Annotated in this window: 16 protein-coding genes; 10 read left to right on the forward strand and 6 right to left on the reverse strand. The window is 60.7% G+C overall.

Translation table 11 applies throughout. The annotated features are described in order from the left end of the window. The first annotated feature begins 3 nt into the window (after positions 1-3). The 3 genes from OSW16_RS20300 to OSW16_RS20310 all read left to right on the forward strand — a co-directional run bounded on the left by OSW16_RS20300 (position 4) and on the right by OSW16_RS20310 (position 3,358). Complete coding sequence (locus OSW16_RS20300; protein WP_267817992.1) at positions 4-963, forward strand: PDR/VanB family oxidoreductase; 960 nt, start codon at positions 4-6, stop codon at positions 961-963. 386 nt (positions 964-1,349) lie between these two features. Continuing rightward, entirely contained in the window at positions 1,350-2,579 is a 1,230-nt protein-coding gene (locus tag OSW16_RS20305; RefSeq protein ID WP_267817994.1) for a hypothetical protein, read from the forward strand. Positions 2,580-2,887: 308 nt separating this feature from the next. Then, positions 2,888-3,358 (forward strand): DUF4265 domain-containing protein, encoded by a 471-nt coding sequence (locus OSW16_RS20310; RefSeq protein ID WP_267824061.1) that lies wholly within the window; start codon positions 2,888-2,890, stop codon positions 3,356-3,358. A 4-nt stretch (positions 3,359-3,362) separates the two neighbouring features. Here the strand turns inward: OSW16_RS20310 and OSW16_RS20315 are convergent, their stop codons facing one another. After that, positions 3,363-4,244: a DMT family transporter gene (locus OSW16_RS20315; RefSeq protein WP_267817996.1), complete on the reverse strand. Its 882-nt coding sequence runs from the start codon at positions 4,242-4,244 to the stop codon at positions 3,363-3,365. Between the two features lie 590 nt (positions 4,245-4,834). Here OSW16_RS20315 and OSW16_RS20320 point away from each other — a divergent pair. From OSW16_RS20320 to OSW16_RS20335, 4 genes are all read left to right on the forward strand, one after another. Beyond that, positions 4,835-6,145, forward strand: a complete 1,311-nt coding sequence (locus tag OSW16_RS20320) for a DUF2599 domain-containing protein (protein ID WP_267817998.1) — start codon at positions 4,835-4,837, stop codon at positions 6,143-6,145. Between the two features lie 65 nt (positions 6,146-6,210). Next, positions 6,211-7,518 carry a hypothetical protein gene (locus OSW16_RS20325; RefSeq protein WP_267818000.1) on the forward strand — a complete coding sequence of 436 codons (1,308 nt, stop codon included), beginning with the start codon at positions 6,211-6,213 and terminating at the stop codon, positions 7,516-7,518. Between the two features lie 132 nt (positions 7,519-7,650). Then, positions 7,651-11,532 (forward strand): RCC1 domain-containing protein, encoded by a 3,882-nt coding sequence (locus OSW16_RS20330; protein ID WP_267818002.1) that lies wholly within the window; start codon positions 7,651-7,653, stop codon positions 11,530-11,532. Between the two features lie 62 nt (positions 11,533-11,594). Beyond that, complete coding sequence (locus OSW16_RS20335) at positions 11,595-12,452, forward strand: Ig-like domain-containing protein (protein ID WP_267818004.1); 858 nt, start codon at positions 11,595-11,597, stop codon at positions 12,450-12,452. A 115-nt stretch (positions 12,453-12,567) separates the two neighbouring features. On the opposite strand, the gene OSW16_RS20340 is transcribed toward OSW16_RS20335, so the two are convergent. Both OSW16_RS20340 and cysK read right to left on the reverse strand, forming a co-directional pair. Next, complete coding sequence (locus OSW16_RS20340) at positions 12,568-13,503, reverse strand: aspartyl/asparaginyl beta-hydroxylase domain-containing protein (RefSeq protein WP_267818006.1); 936 nt, start codon at positions 13,501-13,503, stop codon at positions 12,568-12,570. Positions 13,504-13,759: 256 nt separating this feature from the next. Continuing rightward, the gene (gene cysK, locus OSW16_RS20345; RefSeq protein WP_267818008.1) at positions 13,760-14,734 is read right to left on the reverse strand and encodes a cysteine synthase A; all 975 of its coding nucleotides are present in this window, start codon (positions 14,732-14,734) and stop codon (positions 13,760-13,762) included. A gap of 132 nt (positions 14,735-14,866) precedes the next feature. Between cysK and OSW16_RS20350 the strand changes: the two genes are divergently transcribed. The 3 genes from OSW16_RS20350 (at position 14,867) to OSW16_RS20360 (ending at position 18,206) form a co-directional block, all read left to right on the forward strand. Beyond that, complete coding sequence (locus OSW16_RS20350) at positions 14,867-15,940, forward strand: DUF748 domain-containing protein (RefSeq protein WP_267818010.1); 1,074 nt, start codon at positions 14,867-14,869, stop codon at positions 15,938-15,940. A gap of 229 nt (positions 15,941-16,169) precedes the next feature. Next, positions 16,170-17,015 carry an AAA family ATPase gene (locus OSW16_RS20355; RefSeq protein WP_012315697.1) on the forward strand — a complete coding sequence of 282 codons (846 nt, stop codon included), beginning with the start codon at positions 16,170-16,172 and terminating at the stop codon, positions 17,013-17,015. A 12-nt stretch (positions 17,016-17,027) separates the two neighbouring features. Further along, the gene (locus OSW16_RS20360) at positions 17,028-18,206 is read left to right on the forward strand and encodes a vWA domain-containing protein (RefSeq protein WP_012315698.1); all 1,179 of its coding nucleotides are present in this window, start codon (positions 17,028-17,030) and stop codon (positions 18,204-18,206) included. A 151-nt stretch (positions 18,207-18,357) separates the two neighbouring features. On the opposite strand, the gene OSW16_RS20365 is transcribed toward OSW16_RS20360, so the two are convergent. From OSW16_RS20365 to OSW16_RS20375, 3 genes are read right to left on the reverse strand one after another with little or no spacing between them, the layout of a single operon-like run. Beyond that, complete coding sequence (locus OSW16_RS20365; protein ID WP_267818013.1) at positions 18,358-19,275, reverse strand: biotin-dependent carboxyltransferase family protein; 918 nt, start codon at positions 19,273-19,275, stop codon at positions 18,358-18,360. Continuing rightward, on the reverse strand, positions 19,272-19,967 hold the full coding sequence (gene pxpB, locus OSW16_RS20370; protein WP_267818015.1) for a 5-oxoprolinase subunit PxpB: 696 nt from the start codon (positions 19,965-19,967) through the stop codon (positions 19,272-19,274). Before pxpB ends, OSW16_RS20365 begins: the two co-directional genes overlap by 4 nt. Further along, positions 19,964-20,743: a 5-oxoprolinase subunit PxpA gene (locus tag OSW16_RS20375; RefSeq protein ID WP_267818017.1), complete on the reverse strand. Its 780-nt coding sequence runs from the start codon at positions 20,741-20,743 to the stop codon at positions 19,964-19,966. The genes pxpB and OSW16_RS20375 overlap by 4 nt, the downstream gene beginning before the upstream one ends. Positions 20,744-20,745 lie beyond the last annotated feature (2 nt).

Below are 20,745 nucleotides of genomic sequence, written 5' to 3' on the forward strand. Positions count from 1 at the left end.
CCGATGTCCAACTCCTCAACCATCAGCGCACGGGTGCACACCCTGCGCCATGAAGCCGAAGGCATCATCAGCGTCGAGCTGCGCCCCTGGGGCGACACGGTGTTCGCGCCGTTCGATGCCGGTTCGCACATCGACCTGCACCTGCCCAATGGCCTGGTACGCAGCTACTCGCTGCTGAACGCGCCAAGCGACCAGGGCCGTTATGTGGTCGGTATCCTGCGTGACCGGGCCAGCCGCGGGGGGTCGCGCTATGTGCACGAGCAACTGCGCGTGGGCACGCAACTGCAGATCTCCCAGCCACGCAACAACTTTGCCTTGGACACTCGCGCCAGCCACAGCGTACTGGTGGCGGGTGGCATCGGCATTACGCCGATCTACTGCATGTTCCGCCAGTTGCTGGCGCTGGGGCGCTCGGCCGAGCTGATCTACTGTGCACGCTCGCGTGCCGAAGCCGCACTGCTGGAGGAAATCAGCGGGCTTGGGGCAAAAGTGATCTACCACTTCAACGACGAAAAAGGCGGCCTGCCGGACCTGGCCGGCTACCTGGACGGGCGGCCTGCAGACACGCACTTCTACTGCTGTGGGCCGACGCCGATGCTCGATGCCTTCGAGCAGACCTGCGAACGCCTGGGTTACCCCCATGCGCATATCGAGCGCTTTACCGCAGCCGAGGTGACGGCCTCGGACGATGCCCAGGCCAGCTACAGCGTCGAGCTGAGCCGCTCAGGCAGGACGGTCAGCGTCGAACCTGGGTTGAACCTGCTGGATGTATTGCTCGAAGCCGGTTGCGATATCGAGTACAGCTGCCGTGAGGGGGTGTGTGGCTCTTGCGAGACACGGGTGCTGGAGGGGGATGTGGACCATCGGGACGGGGTGCTGACCAAAGCTGAACGGGCAACGAACCAATCGATGATGGTGTGTGTTTCCGGGTGCAAGAGCCGGCGGTTGGTGCTTGACCTGTGAACCGAGCATTTGCTCACGCGTAAACTTGACCGGCCTCATGGGCCGGTTTTTTTTGACCTGATTTTATTACGGTTCATTCCTTATCGGCGATTTGCCAGCGACAAGGCAGCTACTGATACAACCCAAGACAAAATAGTGCACCGACGCACAGTGCCTGGGCATAACAGTAACCAAACTTTCAGCCTGTTCCAGATACGGTACAAACAAGGCCGTTTCAAATATAAATAATTGTTATTGATACACTTTTATTTAACAAGAGAACTTGGCACAGAACCTGCTCCATCTCCTTCGTCAAACAACATCTCACCCATAAAACAAAATACCCGCAGACCGGGCGACGCTCCCCTTTTGCCTGCGGAAAACTTCCCAACCTTGCAGGGCATGGCATGAAAAGATATGTGATAAGCCTCGGTCTGATTCTCGGCAGTTGCGCAAGTTTCGCGTCCGAACCCGGCCCCGCCACCCCGGACCAGCCACCCACGGCGAAAAAGCCTTTCCCGCACATCGCCTGGCGCAGCGAGGACGGCCAGAGCAGCCTGGATATCGGTGGCGCCCTGCGCGTCAACTACCGCGACGAACACTGGGACACCACCGAAAACGACGGCCGCTTGCTGTTCGATACTTTCCGCCTCGACGTGCAGGCCAGTCATCGCCAGCTGTTCAGCGATATCGGCTACTGGTTCCAGGACGACGGCAAGCGTTCGATCGACCGTGGCTACATCGGCTACCGCTTCAGCGCCCAAGCCAACCTGCAAGTCGGGGCGCCGTTCAAACCGTTCGGCCTGGAGCCGTACCCACAGTTTGGCTGGAGCTATCACATACCGTTCTTCATGGGTTACGGCGTCAGCGCAGGCACAGGCCTCAAATACAGCTACAAGGATGCGCAGTGGGATCTGCAATTGGGTTACTTCCCGCGCATGCTGCCTTCAAGCCTGCGCTACTCACCAGAAGTCGGGCGTTATGCCGACCTGGACGACAATGCCGTGCCGTTTAGCCAATCGCGCCAGGACAACGAGAAACACAACCAGGTCAACGCCCGTGTCGCCCGTACCTTCAGCGGTGATGGCTGGAAGACCGAAATGGGGGCCTCGCTGGCGGCTGCCGAGCTGTACAACGCCACCACCCATGACGATGGCGATTACTGGGCAGGCGGGGTCCACGCGCTGCTCAACACAGGCCCTTGGACGATCACGGGCCAGGCGATCCGTTATGAGTACGATCCGAAGAACCCGGCGGGCGTCAGCAATGACGCAGTGCTGATGGGCGGTAACGGCCTGACCCCTGCCTACCTGATCGCCGCCAAGGCCACCCTCGCAGCGGTCAACGTCGGCTATGACGTACTGACCCCGAAGCTTGGGCAGCTTAAGAAAATCAAGCTCTATACCGACTACAGCCGGATGATGAAGGATGAGCATGGCTGGGATGATTCGCAGATGTTCACTGTTGGCGCGCAGTTCCTGGCCATGCCGATCATGGCCTGGGTCGACCTGACCTGGGCGCGCAACGCCAACCCGTTTGGTGGGGCGGAAAATGGCACAGGCTGGACCAGCATCAGCTCGGTGGGCAGCAATGACTGGTATTACCGAACCAATATCAATATCGGCTATTACTTCTAACCGCCTTGGTTGCCTGCGCCGGCGATGGGCCGCAAAGCGGCCCCAGATGCTCGCTGGTCCCATCGAGCACGCTCGGGGTATTACAGCTCTGCTAGGGGGCTGCTGCGCAGCCCATCGCCGGCAAGCCGGCTCCCACCTCGATCGCGCAGTTCTTCGGGTCAGCGCTTCAACTGTGGAAGCAACTGTCTTGCCCAATTTCTGAAAGCTGGCGCAATCCCGGTGGGAGCCGGCTTGCCGGCGATAGGGCCAGTACAGACAACACCGCCAAAGGGCATTACGATAAGCAGCCCTCAAGACACGTAATGCCCATGCCCCCCGAGCAAACCCCAGCCTACAAGATCGTGCTCTGGCGCCTGGAGCAGGATGCCCAAGGCTATCCACCCGCATCGGTCGAAGGCCTGTGGGCAAAACGCACCGCGGCTGGCTACCAGGTCGACAGCCTCCCGTTCTATGCCTACGGCATCGCACCCGGCGATACCATCAGCATCAGCGAAGAGGGCGAGCAATCCTGGTTCGAAGGCTTGCTGCGCAGTGGCGGCGCTTCGGTATTTCGCATTCTTGTGAAAACAGCCGGCGACCTTGAGCAGGTGCGTGCAGCACTCGAAGAGTTCGGCTGCACCAGCGAAGTCGAAAAAGCGGTCAGGATGCTGGCCGTCGAAGTCCCGCCCTCGCGCTCACTCGACACCCTGCTCTACTACCTGCTGACACAGCGCGAGGCCGGCAACCTGGACTTCGAGGAAGGCGTGCTGCGCCACCCCATCCCCGAAGAGTTTCGCTGACGGCCTAGGCTCGGGCCAGACGACTGGCAGGCTTGCCGAACACGAACAGCAAACCGACCACGATGAGCCCCATGCCCAGCAGGCTGAGCGGTGCCAGGCGGTTGCCGAAAATCAAGAAATCCATCACCGCAGTAACCGCCGGCACCAGGTAGAACAGGCTGGTGACATTGACCAGGTTGCCCTTGGCGATCAGCCGGTACAGCAGCAAGGTCGCCAGCAGCGAAACCACCAACCCCATCCACAGCAGCGCACCGATAAAACTGCTGGCCCACTCAATGTGCAGCGGCTGCAACGGCGCGAACACCGCACACATGGCAAACCCCGCCAGGTACTGCAGCGGCAGGGTGCCCATGGGGTTGTCGGTGATGCGCTTCTGCAGGATCGAGCCGAAAGTCATGCTGGCCAGCGCCAGCAAGGCAAACAGCATCCCGGCCAGCGACACGCCGCCGAGATTGATGCCCTGATAGACCACCATCACCAGCCCGCCAAGCCCAAGGCCCAGGCCAAACAGCCGGCTCCACGAGCGCTGGCGCTCCATCAGCACGACGGTGAGAATCGGTTGCACACCCATTACCGTGGCCATCACACCAGGGGTGACATGGGTATTGAGCGCCAGCAGGTAGAAGATCTGGTAGGCACCAAGCAGCACGCAGCCGGTGCCCAGGGCCCGCAACATCGCCCCCCCGGTACGCGGCCAGCGCAGGCCCAGCAACGGGCCGATCAGCAACAACCCGGCCAGGGCCAGCGCCGAGCGCAACAGCAGGAAGGCGAAAGGGCTGGCATGGGCCAGGCCGAGTTTGGAAACGATGGCGCCACTGCTCCACAGCAGGACGAACAGGCTGGTAGTAGCCGCAGAGGCCACGCTAGCTTTGGAAAAGACAGACATGGTTGCACCTGTATTCGGGCAAAGAAGCCGAACGGTGGGCGTGAACTTCAGCAGGGAAGTAGCCGACCGTGTTCAGTGGGTTGCGCGTGTGAAGGGATGCGGCCAGAAGCCGATCAGCCCAGCACGACCACGCAAGGAGGCGGAGCTACGCCGCCTAAGACGCCACTTACAGGTGGTGGGTAATGACTGATCATGGCCGGCTGCTGGCTGCCACGCACGACCGTGCCCGCGACTGGCGCGAAGGCAAAGCTTGTGGTGGAAGGGGTGGCTGGCATTACCGGATCTTCAAAAGACATTGACGAACTGGACTATAGCCCGGCGCTTAGCGGCTGACAATTGCTGCCTGATCTTTCGTAGAACGCGCGGTACTCCTCCTTTTCCTTCCACAGTGAATAGCGAAGCAGCCTGAGACCCAGGCTTTGCTCGCCGAGCCTTATGTCATCGATTGAGTGACCTTCACCTCTGAACGCCAAGTTAATTAATTAAGTGCAATAAAATAGCGCAAAAAAACTAGCATTTTTGCCAGTTGGCGCAGATTCAGCGCAGTCCTAGCATGGGCCTCAGTTTCAAAAACCGGGATGGAAACCGCTATGAAAGACATGAAAACCGGGTTTGCCTCGGCCGTTATAGTACCTCTGTTTTTCTTTACCACAATTGCTGACGCTGCGACATGCGAAGGTGTTGCCAGGGAAATTACTAACTGGTATTCCGACACAAGATCGACGTGCGGTGTAGATCCGGCAGTCGACTGCAGTGGCGTCATGTTAAGGGCTACTCATCGATGGGATGAAAGGTCAGGTAACCCTGAAAAAATCCCCGCGCCCACGGATCCACTTAAATACTACGTTTGGAATCCCAGCCCCGCATCGGTGCAATCCGGAGGCGTATCGGTGTCCTGGATGCGGAGTGACCGTATCGCCTTTAAAGATCCGGGCTTGAGCGCAAATAACGGGATCATATTTACGCCACGCCAATTCGTTAACGATAGGAAAAAAAAATTGAATGTAGTCTGTGCGTTTCCGATCGACGCCTGGACAGACTTTCGAAGTGGAAGAGGATGCTTGGATAATTCGCGCACTGTAGAAGTGGAAGATAGCTGCCAAGCGCTGGGGGTCAACAATGCTACGAATTGGACCCAACACTACAATTCATTAAACGCGAGTAGCCGCAATTCGCGGCATAGAAAACAATGTGGCTTTAGCCTGCACAGGAACCTGACACGTGCACAGCGCACGCAGGCGTTTGAACACTTCATTGCTGCCCGCCAAGCAATCGCCGATACCCCAGAGGCGAAGGAGATACAGACAGAGTTGCGCGTTGTCACCTGGGAAAAGGACAAAGCTCCAGTAGCAGCCTTTTTCTACAGCATTCAAACTGGGAAAAAGCAAGCAATGAAAAACCAGTTTGACTATTACCAGCAGACCGGGCGATGGGTGCCGGTAATCAAAATGGACTTCCCGCGGGACGCAAATAGCAGAGCGGGGTTCTCCTGCGAGGCTGACGCGCAGCATCGAGACCTGCCGCGACCGATCAACAAGACTTCTCCCGCGGGCTACATTCAGAGCGCAACATGGATCCAGCGTGACGATCCTCATTTGGGTAATGGCGTCTGGACGCTATCGGTTACCCCCACGGCGCATGCACGAACCATAGGAGCGGATGAAACTGAAGCCATGTATGCAGAACTGCTGAGAAAATATGGTGATGATCCACGTTGGAGCGGTGACAAGTATGGTGGCGGCATGCGCAGGCAACTGGTCTGTCATTTGGCCGGTACTAACAACGGTCGACCAATACGAAATAAACCAACATATAACCTGGAGCCGGTGCGACCCGATGCCAGCCATCGGCAATCTATAGCTGAAGGGTGCAATACTTGGCCGGCAGTCCCCTACCTGTAATAAATGCCGGAGCAAGGCATCAAGCCGCTAACGAACATCTCACTACACGCGCCAAGGAGTCGAAGATGAGTCCTGTATTGCTGCGAACCTGCGGCTTAGCCTTGCTCTGCCTGTTCACTCTTGATACCTGGGCCATGAGTGGTGCCGAAACCGCTGATGCGCTCAATTTACGCCTGGCCGATACACCCGAGCAATGCGCGGCCAATCAACCCGATTATGCCTGCAGCGGGGTACTGGCCCGGCCTTTGCCGCAAACTCATGCGCAAAACTTCTGGGAACACGATGCGGCAGCCAGCCAGCGGGGCAGCGAAACATTCAACTACCTGCGCAGTGATCTGCCCGCGGCATCGCTGCAGGAGAAAACCGGCTTTATCCTGATGAATCGTTTTGAAGCGATGGCTCAGGAAAAAGAATATGACGTGCATGCAAGACCGCAACCGGACACCGTAGAAGTGCGTAACTGGGATGCTACGGTGCCAGGGAAAGTAGCCATCCAGGCGTTGTATTACCGGTTAGGTGCACCGGGCGCATTATGGCGCGGGCAAAGGCACCAACTGGCGTGGTACCAGGCAACAGGGGAGTGGCTACCGCTACTTCGCTATTTGCCGGACGACACGCTGACGCCGTTCGGTTTTGCCCAACGAGAACAGCTATTTGAAGGCTATGAAGTGGCGTCACGCATCAATGCGCGCTTCGCTGATACAGCACCCACCTGCGACGATGGTACGAGCCGCTATAACTGCAATGGGGTGTGGGTTCGTGCGACGGGTCTGGGGAATTTCAGGGCGTGGAATCCGAGCCCTGATTCAATCAGGGGAAACGGGGTATCTTTTAGTTACTTTGCCGCCGACATGAATGTTACTCACGTTTTATTCCGCCAAGGTTTCATATTGTTAGCCTCTGGTACCCCGACGCAACAACGGGTTTCATTACGCTGCATTTACGCCAACAACAACAGCACTACGAACTCGGCAGACAGGTGTACATTTAGAGGCACTTGCGCCGCCCAGGGAATTGCAACTGCTCAACAATGGCTGAATCGGTATCGTAATACTAAGAACTATGCGTGTGCTTTCGGAACAGACGCTTCCTCATTTCAAACCATCGCCGATATCAGGGCGAACTACAACATGCCTGGGGGTACCGCGTGGAATGAAGCGCTGATGGCAGCCTGGCCTAGCAATGTTCCTGCCAGCCTGCCATTGGAAGCCTTTTTCTCAAGATTGGATGAGGGCCTGGAAGGCGGAAGGCGTTATCAGCGCGAATACCATGCAGATACCGGCACTGGGTATCTGCCACTGCTTCGAATTAATGGGGCGGCTCCAAATGGGGAATTGGTTACCTATCGACCTGAAGATCAGTACTTCGAATAACAACCCGCAATAGGTTAGCGCTAGTCGTCTCAAAGATGAACAGTGAGCACAAAGGCGTCTATCCCTTGCAAACTTTCATATCGACGCCACCCCTACATTACATATCTCATGCAACGGCTGAGGAATAGGGTAATGACTGACACGACTACCGAAAATGGCCTCCAAACTGATATCGATGATTTCATCGAGTACCTGAGAGGGCTTGACCCCAACAACGTGACTGCAGGAACGCTGAGCCATATCTACATTCCGGACGCTGTGCGACCGCTCAAGACCAGGGGCGCAGAAGTGGGTGTCAGTGGTGATCTGATAAACGAAGGCAGTGCCGGCCTGCCGGTGGTTGTCCAGGCGTATCCGAACATGCAGGTGCGCGATGTCATCAAGGTCTACTGGGGTGACGATCTGGTCGGGACTGACACGGTCAGTGAGCCCGGCTCTCCACTAACGCTGAACATCCCGCCAGAAAATATCCCAGAGGGCATCAATGAACTGCACTACGGCCTTACGCGCACAGGCACCGATAGCGAAGAACAGTCCGCACGCCTGAACGTGCTGGTGCGGTTCAATTATCCAGGTGAAGATGCCGCCAATTCGGATGAGCTGGCGGCGCCCCAGGTGTCCCATACCACGATCGAGTTGGATAGCAGAAACGTAAAAGTAACGATTGCGCCCTACACCAAGATGCGTCGACACGACCGCATACACCTGAGCTGGTCGGGGCACGAGCTTGGGCACGAGGTCAAGCCCAACGAAGTTGGCAGAGCGGTGGTCATCGACATTCCCCAGGATGCGGTCGAGGGAGCCTCGGATGCAAACGTGCAAATCAGCTATTACGTAGTTGACGAGGTGGGTAACGAGTCCGCTGACTGGTCGGCCGACACGGTCATCCCGAACGGTCAGGTAACAGGGTTGCCAGCGCCCTTCGTAGTCAATCCGCAAACGGGAAGAAACGTCTTGCGCCTCAGGTCGGGCGAACCTGGCAGTAGCGGGCTGAGTGTGGAGGTAGACCCACCTGCAGAGGGTTTTGAGCCGGGTGCGCAGGTCCACATGACCTGGACGGCAGAGACCGCACAAGGCGTGATCACCGTGGTCGACCTGGGCACACAGTGGGTGGTGCGGCGCAACCGTACGTTGGTGTTCGACCTGCCTGCCGAGCACCTGCAGCCGTTATGGGGCGGGCGTGGGACGGCCAGCTACGAAGTCATCCAGGGCGGCCAGGTGGAGCGCTCCAGGCGCACCCGGGTCAACTTCGTAGGCGCCCCACTCCGTTTGCCGCCGCCACAGCTCAACGGCATCAGCCAAGGCTATGTGGACGCCGACCTGGATCCGGTCATCGTGGTGATTCCAGCAGCCGCGCAACTGCAGCCCAACGATATAGTCAACCTGACATGGCGCGGTATGCGGCCAGACACCACACTGCTGCTGATACAGCGCACTGCGTTGCCTATCAGCCGGGCCGGGGAGGATGTAGAGTTCCGGCTCGACAGGGCAACGGCGCTGCTGCCGCTGGATGGCGGTACGCTGGACATTTCCTATACCGTGACCCGAGGCAACGCGCGCCTCCCGTCCGAGTCGGCTTTACTGGATGTCGGTGAAACGCCAGAAACCCTGGCGCCGCCATCACTCGATCCAGCGCCCGAAAATGGCGTGCTTGACCCGTCACTGCCGGAATATGCCGCAGGCGTCGATCTGGTGGTGACGCTACCCGGTACAGTCGCCGTACCCTATGATGTGGAAATCGAATGGAGCACATCCAGCGGCGGGTTCCACCACGACACGCAACGCGTTAGCGACGCGAACGCCACTAGCATAAGGTTTCGGATTCCGCGGGCCCAGCTCGTGGGTGGCCTGACCCAGGCCGAGGACGTGACAGCCTACTACCGCATCGTACGGCCCAACCAACCCGACCAGATCTCGTACGATCTCGAACTGGTGCTGGGCGCACAACCGCAGTTGGACCTGGCGCTGCCTACTGTCAATGAGCTGCAACAGAGCACGCTCGACCCTTCCACCCTCACCCATGGCGCGACAGTGACCATCCCGGCGTCCGCGGGCCTCGCTGCCGGTGACAAGGTGGTGGTCTACTGGGATGGCGATCACGCGAACAGTGTGACCGAGGTACATGACTCGGTCGCCCGCGGAGAGGAAGGCAGGCCGCGCACCTTGCCGATTGACCTGAGTTATGTACTTGCCAGTGAAAACGGCGAAGTGGATGTTCAATATGAAATTATCCGCTTCGATCGCAGGCGCCCTTCGGACTGGTCGGGCGTGGTCACCTTCCGGGTACAACGCGGTCCTTTGCCGTTGGCCGTGATCAATGAGGCGATGCAAGACAATATCAACCCATTCGACCTCCAAGGCCAGGCGACGGTCGTCATTGCCGCAGCTGCCAGGCTGGCCCTTGGCGATATAGTGGTGGTGCAGCTGGTAGGGCTGGTTTCCAATCATGTGGAACACTTCACTCACCCCGTGCAAAGTGGCGAGGAAAATCGAGCCTTGCATGTGGTGGTCCCGACCGCCGTCATCACCGCCAACCTCAATCAAGGTTTGAAGCTCAGTTACCGCATCATACGCTCCCTGGATGGTCGGGAGGAGCAATCAGCCGAGCGACTGTACTCGGTCAACCAGGAGATCAGCGCTGCACCGTTGCGGGTCATGGGCGCGCGTTACAACGTCGATGGAAGGGCAGATATCACACCCCCACAACGGCTTACTGCGGTCCATGCGTCGACATCGGTGCCGTTACTCGCCGAATGGCGCTACAGCGGAGATGCCGATTGGACGCCTGGGCAGACTTGGCGCGATACGCAGCCTGAACGGCTGCTCGAGGTCCGCAGCCGCGCCAACAGTGTAGTGCTTAACGTCGCGAACGTGATAGGCAATGCAGATGGCGTCACGGCCCTGGCCGACACATCGACCCCGGGTGCCTACAGCGCCCATTCCTGGGGGAGCATAGGTGTTGCACCGGTGCTCGATGACATAGTCGATCTATCCGTCACTCTCTTGGCGAGGGCAGCCAGGCGGCTCAACGGTGCGATTACGTGCTGGGGACACGCGGGCTACGGCGGCACCATGAGGCCTGAAGACATCGCCAGGCGGGACTTCCTCAAGGTGCGCTCCAACCACGGTGCTTTCGTCGCGTTGTATGGCAGTGAGGCTGGCGAACGTCGCCTGACCGGCTGGGGTCAGCCGACGCGCGGCGGGAGGATACCGCAACAGATTCTCGACCTGCGCGATGTGACTGACGTAGCCGCGAGTTCGTATGCTGTCGCAGCATTACGCAGTAATGGCCGTCTGGCTTGCTGGGGGCATCCGGATTATGGCGCTGTTCTTCCCCAAGCCTACGCGGCATTTGACGATGTGGTCGAAGTCCAAGGCAGTAGCAGAGGTTTCATTGCCCGGCGAGTGACAGCGGATGGGCGCAAGAAAGTGTTCTCCTGGGGTAACGTATCCGGCGCTGGCAACATGCCCGCCGCCATCCAGCAGCGGGAGGACATCGAGTCGATCGAAGCGCATGGCTATTATGCATACTGCCTGTTGACCAGTCAGGGTCAGGTCCTGGCGTTCGGACACGCAGGCCATGGCGGTGCGGTACCTGTCGAAATAGCCAGGCTGACCGACATCGTAGAAGTGACGGCCACAACGACCGCCTTCTGTGCTCGCCGTAAAAATGGCCACATCGTAGCGTGGGGGCACCCGTCCAACGGGGGCACCCTTCCAGCCGACATCGCCAGGCGTGCAGATGTGATTCAGGTCACCGCTAGCGGTAGGGCATTCGCGGCCCTGTTTGCCGACGGCTCGGTCAAAAGCTGGGGGAATGCAGCGACAGGTGGCAACTCAAGCGCTGTGACGGGGCAGTTGATCAACGTCAGGGCTATCTATGCCACCTACTACGCGTTCATCGCCCTGACCGACGATGGCAGGGTTGTGACCTGGGGCGACAGCCGTTATGGCGGCAACAGCCTGCCTTTACAGGCCCAGCTGGTGCAGAAGCTGCGCGCTCAACGTAGGTAACAGGGCCAACAACAAGGCCGGCGCTTCAAAGAAAGCGCCGCGGCCTCAACAGGAGACACCGCATGAGCAACCTCAACGCGCCAAGTTCCCAACACACCGTCGCCGGCTGGCTGGACCCTGAAAGGTTGCCGCCGCAGGGCGCTGCGATCGACATCCAGCTCGACGCTGAGTATGCAGGCCAGGAACTCACCGTAGTGTTGGCCAAAGCAGATGGGACGCAACTGGCAAGCAAAAGCCTGCCGGTCAACCATAACGACCAGGCCATCACCCTGCGCTTTGCCAACCAGTATTTCACCCGGGGCAGCGGTAGGCTGCAGGTCTATTACACGGTAGGCCAGGATGGCCCAAGCGCGCCCTTGAACCTCGACATCAGTGACGGCTTTTCCGGTGTCCACGCGGTGGATCTGTCAGCCCAGCGTTTGCCGGTTTTCTATCACAATGGCGTGATCAAACTGCCCCAGAACCTTCCCGCGCAAATGCATTTTGCCCGGCCGCTGACGGGTGCCACTGGCTACACGAGCAGTAACGCGAGCGTCGCGACGGTAGACAGCGCGGGCAATGTCAGCGTGTTGCGCAATGGGAACACCACCATCACCGCCACCCTAGCGGGTGGCGTCACGAGGCAGTACGCGTTGAGCGTAGCCGGCCTTGTGGGGCTTGAAATGCTCGCTAGCAGTGCGACCTTCAGCAGAGCTGAGACACTGTGCAGGGGGCTGGGTATGCGTGTACCGAGTCAGTCCGAGTTGGCGTTGTTCAAAAGCACATACGACAGCCAGATGAGCCAGTGGCTACCTGATCTGGCCATCTGGGGGCAGGCAATCGGTGCTAACACCGCATGGACCTTCCACCCACATACCGCCGTGATCACGGGCGAATCGACCGCCACGGGCACCCTACGGCAGGTAGCGGGCATGAGCTGAAGCATGCTGGCTGGCCGGCGCCGATGAAGGCGCGCCGGCCAGCAGGAGACGGTCCCAGGCTTACTCGTTGAAGGCTCAGCTGGAACAACGGGGCACCACGCCCCTGAGGCCAGCCTCAGAACAACCAGTGATACAGCAGGTAGGCCACCACCACCGCCAGCACCGGCCGCAGGATGCGGTAGGCCTTGGGGTTGGCGCGTTTGAACTGCTTCACGCGGGTGCTGATCTTGTTGCTGAAGCGCTTGCTCCAGGCATACGCCTGGTTGATCCCGCCCACGCGCTCGTCGTCGGTGTTCTGCGGCGCGGTGGCGCGGCCGAGGAAGGCACTGACCTTGCGGTTGATGCGGGTCATCAGCGGGCTGCTGAGCGGGCGCTCGATGTCGCAGAACAGGATCACCCGGGTGACGTCGGTTTCGTTCTTGACCCAGTGCACGTAGGTTTCGTCGAACATCACGTCTTCGCCATCACGCCAGGCGTAAGCCTGGCCGTCGACGTAGATGCGGCAATTGTCGGAGTTCGGCGTGGACAAGCCCAAGTGATAACGCAGCGAACCGGCGAAGGGGTCGCGGTGCGGGTTGAGGTGGCTGCCGCCAGGCAACAGGGCAAACATCGCGCCTTTGACGTTGGGAATGGCGCTGACCAGTTCGACGGTCTTGGGGCACAGCGCCTCGGCCGACGGCAGCGGTTTGTCGTACCACTTCAGGTAGAAGCGCTTCCAGCCCTTCTTGAAGAACGAGCCGAAGCCTGCGTCGTTGTCTTTTTCAGCAGCGCGGATGTAGCCCTCATCGAACAGGCGCATGGCCTCCTCACGGATCTGCTGCCAGTTGTCCTTGAGCACGTCCAGTTCAGGGAAGCGCTGGCGGTCCAGGTAGGGCTTGGACGGCACCCCGGAGAACAGGTACATCAACGCGTTGTAGGGGGCGAACAGCGCGGAATGGTTGACGAACTGGCGCAGGACCGGCAACCGAGCCTTGCCGCGCAGGTGAACGAACAGCACGCTGCCGAAAAAAACCAGCAGGACACCTGCCTTGGCGACGAAGGAAAAGGTCATGCAACACTCCTTGGAGAGGGCGCAGGCCAGCGCTGCCTGCCCCCAATAAAAATCATCCGGCCATCATAAACCCATCACGCCCAGGTAAAAACAACCCGGGCGAGAACTCACTCATGAAGATTTTGCAATAAACGAAAGCTGCAAGCTGCAAGCCGCAAGCCGCAAGCCGCAAGCCGCAAGCTTCAAGCTTCAAGCTTCAAGCCTCAAGCGAAAGGCCCCCACAGTCCGCTTTAGCTTGCAGCTTGCCGCTTGCCGCTTACTGCTGATTCTCCTGCTCGCTGAACATGTCGGCGAACAGCATGCTCGACAGGTAGCGCTCACCGGAGTCGGGCAGGATCACGACGATGGTCTTACCCTGCATCTCCGGCTTTTCCGCAAGCCGCACCGCCGCCGCCATCGCCGCGCCACAGGAAATGCCGCAGAGGATCCCCTCCTCCTGCATCAGGCGGATGGCCATCGCCTTGGACTCGTCATCGGTCACGGTCTCGACCTGATCGACGATCGACAGGTCAAGGTTCTTCGGCACAAAGCCGGCACCGATGCCCTGGATCTTGTGCGGGCTGGGCTTGAGCTCTTCGCCGGCCAGGGTCTGGCTGATCAGCGGCGAGGCCACCGGCTCCACCGCCACCGACAGGATCGACTTGCCCTGGGTGTGCTTGATGTAGCGCGACACACCGGTAATGGTGCCGCCCGTGCCGACGCCGGCCACCAGCACGTCGACAGCGCCGTCGGTGTCGTTCCAGATTTCCGGGCCTGTGGTCTTTTCATGGATGGCCGGGTTGGCCGGGTTGTCGAACTGGCCAGGCAAAAAGTACTGCGCCGGGTCCGAGGCAACGATCTCGTTGGCCTTTTCGATCGCGCCTTTCATGCCTTTGGCAGGCTCGGTGAGCACCAGTTCGGCACCCAGGGCCTTGAGCACCTTGCGCCGCTCCAGGCTCATCGACGCCGGCATGGTCAGGACCAGCTTGTAGCCACGGGCGGCGGCAACGAATGCCAGGCCGATACCGGTGTTGCCCGAAGTCGGCTCGACGATGGTCATGCCGGGCTTGAGCTTGCCGCTGCTTTCGGCGTCCCAGACCATGTTCGCACCGATGCGGCACTTGACCGAGTACCCAGGGTTGCGCCCTTCGATCTTGGCCAGGATGGTCACCCCGCGCGGGGCGATGCGGTTGATCTGCACCAGCGGCGTATTGCCGATGGAATGGGCGTTGTCTGCGTAGATACGGCTCATGGCAGGGTCCTTGGCATGAAGTGGCAGGGAAAGACTTAAAGGGTAAGCCTGCCCCGTTGGCCCGTAAAGTCCGTTCGAACTCGCCCAGGCGGCGTGCGGTCAACCGCACCACCCGCCTTGGAGATTGCTGCGATGAAAGCGCGTTATCGCTGGCCACTGGTCGGCCTGGCCAGCCTGGTCGTGCTGTTGGTGGCACTGCACCTGGCGCTGCCTTACCTGGTGCGCGACTACCTCAACGACAAGTTGGCAGATATGGGTGAGTACCGTGGCCAGGTCACGGACGTCGAGCTGGCCTGGTGGCGCGGTGCCTACCAGATCAATGGGCTGAAGATCGTCAAGACCAGCGGCAAAGTCCCGGTGCCGCTGCTCGATGCGCCACTGATCGACCTGTCGGTGAGCTGGCACGCGCTGTGGTACGACCATGCCGTGGTGGCCGAAGTCACCTTCCTACGCCCCGAGCTCAACTTCGTCGACGGCGGCGACAAGCAGGACTCGCAGACCGGCCAAGGTACCGACTGGCGCCAACAGCTGGAGAAGCTGCTGCCGATCACCCTCAACGATGTGCGCATCGATGACGGCACGCTCACGTTTCACAACTTCAACTCCAAGCCGCCGGTCGATCTCAAGGCCACCCGGCTCGACGCCACCATCCGCAACCTGACCAACGTACGTGACGAAAAAGGCCGGCGTGACGCCAGTTTCGAAGCCAAGGCCCTGCTGCTGGGCGACGCCAAGGTCGAGAGCCGCGCGACCTTCGACCCGTTCAGCGACTTCGATGATTTCGAATTCCGGCTGCGCGCAACTGGCATGGAGCTGCGCAGGCTGAACGACTTCGCCAGTGCCTATGGCAAGTTCGATTTCAATGCCGGGCACGGCGATGTGGTGATCGAGGCCCAGGCGGAAAACGGCCGGCTCAACGGCTACATCAAGCCATTGCTGCGCGACGTGGACGTGTTCAACTGGCAGCAGGACATAGAGGACAAGGACAAAGGCTTTTTCCGCTCGGTGTGGGAAGCACTGGTCGGGGCCAGCGAAACGGTGTTGAAGAACCAGCCGAAAAACCAGTTCGCCACCCGTGTGGAGCTCAGCGGCAGCGTGCACCAGCAGAACATCAGCGCCTTCGAGGCGTTTTTGCAGATTTTGCGCAACGGCTTCGTCCAGGCGTTCAACGCACGCTATGAGCAGCCTGCGCCTAATTCCGACTGAGCAGGCGTGACGAGCCATTCAGGGACTGAATACCCGGTCTGCGTTTGCAGCCGCCTGGGGCCGGGGTATAGTCGCTGACAAACGATAAACATGTGTTGCCTGTACTGGCCCTATCGCCGGCAAGCCGGCTCCCACAGGAGCCTCCCTGAGCTCAAGGGCGATGGGTACCTGTAGGAGCCGGCTCGCCGGCGACAGGGCCTCAACAGGCACCCCGCAGAGGACATTCCCGATGAAGTTCGAAGGCACCCGCGACTACGTCGCCACAGACGACCTGAAACTGGCGGTCAACGCGGCCATCACCCTCGAACGCCCATTGCTGGTCAAGGGCGAGCCAGGCACCGGCAAGACCATGCTCGCCGAACAGCTGGCCGCCTCGTTCGGCGCGCGCCTGATCACCTGGCACATCAAATCCACCACCAAGGCCCACCAGGGCCTCTATGAGTACGACGCGGTCAGCCGCCTGCGCGACTCGCAGCTGGGCACTGAAAAAGTCCACGACGTGCGCAACTACCTGAAGAAGGGCAAGCTCTGGGAAGCCTTCGAGGCCGAAGAGCGGGTCATCCTGTTGATCGACGAGATCGACAAGGCCGATATCGAGTTCCCCAACGACCTGTTGCAGGAACTCGACAAGATGGAGTTCTACGTCTATGAGATCGACGAAACCATCAAGGCCAAGCAACGCCCGATCATCATCATCACCTCGAACAACGAAAAAGAGCTGCCCGACGCGTTCTTGCGCCGCTGCTTCTTCCACTACATCGCCTTCCCGGACCGCGACACCCTGCAGCAGATCGTCGATGTGCACTACCCCAACATCAAGCAATCGCTGGTCAGCGAAGCGCTTGACGTGTTCTTCGACGTGCGCAAGGTGCCGGGACTGAAGAAAAAGCCCTCCACCAGCGAGCTGGTCGACTGGCTCAAGCTGTTGATGGCCGACAACATCGGCGAAGCGGTATTGCGCGAGCGCGACCCGACCAAGGCCATCCCGCCGCTGGCCGGGGCCCTGGTGAAAAATGAGCAGGACGTTCAACTGCTCGAACGCCTGGCCTTCATGAGCCGGCGCGGCAACCGCTGACAGGAGCCGGCCATGCTGCTCAACCTGTTCAACGAAATGCGTGCGGCCAAGGTGCCGGTATCGGTGCGCGAACTGCTCGACCTGCTCAACGCCCTGCAACAGCGTGTGGTGTTCGCCGACATGGACGAGTTCTACTACCTGGCACGGGCCATCCTGGTGAAGGACGAGCGCCATTTCGACAAGTTCGACCGGGCGTTCTCGGCTTACTTCAAGGGCCTGGAGAACCTCGACCGGCATCTCGAAGCGCTGATCCCGGAAGACTGGCTGCGCAAGGAGTTCGAGCGCTCGCTGACGGATGAGGAGCGGGCGCAGATCCAGTCGCTGGGCGGCCTGGACAAACTCATCGAGGAATTCAAGAAACGCCTCGAAGAGCAGAAGGAGCGCCACGCCGGTGGCAACAAGTGGATCGGCACCGGCGGTACCAGCCCGTTCGGATCTGGCGGTTTCAACCCTGAAGGCATCCGCGTGGGCGACGCCGGCAAACGTCAGGGCAAGGCGGTGAAGGTCTGGGACCAGCGCGAGTACAAGAACCTCGACGACCAAGTGGAGTTGGGCACGCGCAACATCAAGCTGGCCCTGCGCCGGCTGCGCAAGTTCGCCCGCGAAGGCGCCGCCGAAGAGCTGGACATCGATGGCACCATCGACCATACCGCACGTGACGCCGGGCTGTTGAACATCCAGATGCGCCCTGAGCGGCGCAACACGGTCAAGCTGCTGTTGCTGTTCGACATCGGCGGCTCGATGGATGCCCATGTCAAAGTCTGCGAAGAGCTGTTTTCGGCCTGCAAGACCGAGTTCAAGCACCTGGAGTACTACTACTTCCACAACTTCGTTTACGAGTCGGTGTGGAAGAACAACCTGCGGCGTACTTCGGAGCGCTTCTCCACCTTCGACCTGCTGCACAAGTATGGCGATGACTACAAGGTGGTGTTCGTCGGTGATGCGGCCATGGCGCCTTATGAGATCACCCAGCCCGGTGGCAGTGTGGAGCACTGGAACGAAGAGGCCGGGTATGTGTGGATGCAGCGCTTCATGGAGAAATTCAAGAAGATCATCTGGATCAACCCGTACCCGAAACAGGCATGGGATTACACCGCATCGACACACCTGGTGCGTGACCTGATCGAGGACAAGATGTATCCGCTAACCTTGCAAGGGTTGGAGGATGGGATGCGGTATCTGTCCAAGTAGTTTCGCCTGTACCGGCCCTATCGCCGGCAAGCCGGCTCGCACATGGATTGCGCCGGTTTTCAGAAATTGCGCAAGACGGCTGCCTGGCGCAGGCCTGAAGAACTGCGCGGTCGCGGTGGGAGCCGGCTTGCCGGCGATTGGGCCGGTCGGGTCACCGCCACCGGTTCAGACAAGCCTGCTGCTCCCGCCAAGCCTCTTCCTGCACCACCGCCCTGAACCGCACCGACGCCCCCGGCATGCACTGCGCCAGCTGCGCCAACGCCAACGGCGTCAGCGCCCCCAGCCGCGGATAGCCACCTATGGTCTGCCGGTCATTGAGCAGCACGATCGGCTGACCATCCGGTGGCACCTGCACCGCCCCCAGCGCAATACCCTCCGAAATCATCGGCGCGCCCTGATAAACCAACTGCGGCCCGAGCAACCGAATGCCCATACGGTCTGCTCGGCTGTCCAGCGTCCAGTCACGGTTGAACGCCTCGAACAGGCTGTTACCGCTGAAATCACCGATCTGCGCGCCAATGACCAGATCGAGCACGGGCTTTTGTGGATAACAGGGCCGCAGCACCTCCGGCACTTCGCGCAGGGCTGGCTGCGGGCCGGCGAACGCCAGCGATTGCCCTTTGCCCAGCGCCGCCCCTCGCCCATCGATGCCACCCAGTGCTTCACGCACAACAGTGGCGCAGCTACCCAGCACGGCTTCACCTTCGAACCCGCCCGGCGCCGCAAGGTAAGCCCGCACGCCCTGCCGGGGTTGTTTCAAGGTCAGCCGCTGGCCCTTGGCCAAGGCAAAGCTGCGCCAGGGTGCCAGCGGCTGGTCATCGACGCGAGCATCCAGGTCGGCACCGGCCAGGGCCAGCACGCAATCCTGTGCGGCCACCACGGTGAAGCCGCCCAGCGCCACCTCGACCACAGGCGCGCCCAGCGGGTTGCCCAGCAGCCAGTTGGCCCACTGCATCGCCACCCAGTCCAGCGCCCCGCCTTGGGTTACCCCCAGGTGCCGCACGCCAAAGCGCCCGGCGTCCTGCAACTGGCACAAGGCAGTGCTGGCTTCGATCTTCAACAGCGTCATGCCTGTGCCTCCAACGGGCTGTCATCGCCGCCCAATGCCAGGAACTCGGCATGGGACACCGCCACGAAACGCACCCGATCACCCGGCTGCAGCAGGCTGTAGCCTTCACGCTCGCGATCGAACAGGCGAACCGGGGTACGCCCGATCAGGTTCCAGCCGCCCGGCGACACCGCCGGATAGGCCGCTGTCTGGCGCTCGGCAATGCCGACACTGCCGGCCGCCACGCGCTTGCGCGGAGTACTCAGCCGCGGGGAGGCCAGGCGTTCGTCCACCAGCCCCATGAAACCGAACCCGGGGGCGAAGCCAAGGGCGAACACCGGGTACTCGCGCTCGCTGTGCAAGCGGATCACCGCTTGCTCGCTCAAGCCACTGCGTGCGGCCAGCAACGGCAGCTCAGGGCCCACAGAGGCGTCGTACCACACGGCAATCTCGTGCCGGCGGCCGCTGGTGCCCGAGCCTGGCTGCAGCCCCTCCAGCGCCTGGCCGATCAACGCCCTCGCCTGCCCTGGCGGCATATCGAACTGCACCATCAGCGTGGTATAGGACGGCACCAGGTCCACCAGATGCTCACCGAAAGCGGCACTCAAACGTTGGCTCGCCGCGAGGAGCCACGGCATGTTGGCCTCGTCGATACGGTCAAACAGGCGCACCATCAGGCTATCGATCGCGACCGCCTCGATACGCAGCTTCATGCCGACCCCAGCGCATCGAGCGCCTGGCGGATCTGCCGCACCGCCGCTACCGAGCTGTCATTGTCACCGTGCACGCACAACGTACTCGCCTGCAGGCGCAAGGCACTGCCATCGTCGGCCACCAGCGTTTCACCACGGGCCAGGCGCAAGGCCTGCTCGACCACCAGGGCCGAATCGTGATGAACCGCACCCGGCAGGCGCCGCGACAGCAAATGGCCGCTGGCGGTGTAGGCGCGGTCGGCGAACGCCTCGAACCACAACGGCACGCCAACCTCGTCACCCAAGGCCCGTGCTGCGCTGTCGTCGGCAGTGGCCATGAGCATCAAGGGCAAACTGGGGTCATACCCTGCCACGGCTTCGAGCACGGCACGCAGCTTGAGCGGGTCGGCCATCATGTCGTTGTAGAGCGCGCCGTGGGGCTTGATGTAGGCCACGCGGCCACCCTGGACCTTGCAGATACCGTCGAGAGCACCGATCTGATAGTGCAGCAGGTCGCGAATTTCCTCGGTACTGCAGGCCATGGAGCGGCGACCGAAGCCGACCAGGTCCGGGTAGGCCGGATGGGCGCCGATGGTCACGCCATGCTGCAGGGCCAGCGCCACGGTCCGGCGCATGGTGCCGGGGTCGCCGGCATGGTAGCCGCAGGCGATGTTGGCGCAGTCGATGTAGGGCATCACCTCGGCATCCAGGCCCATGCGCCAGCTGCCAAAGCTTTCCCCCATGTCACAATTGAGTAGCAGGCGTTTCACCTGGCGAGCTCCCGTGTCGATGTTCATGT

The sequence above is a fragment of the Pseudomonas putida genome (assembly GCF_026625125.1).
Taxonomy (GTDB): Bacteria; Pseudomonadota; Gammaproteobacteria; order Pseudomonadales; family Pseudomonadaceae; genus Aquipseudomonas; species Aquipseudomonas putida_X.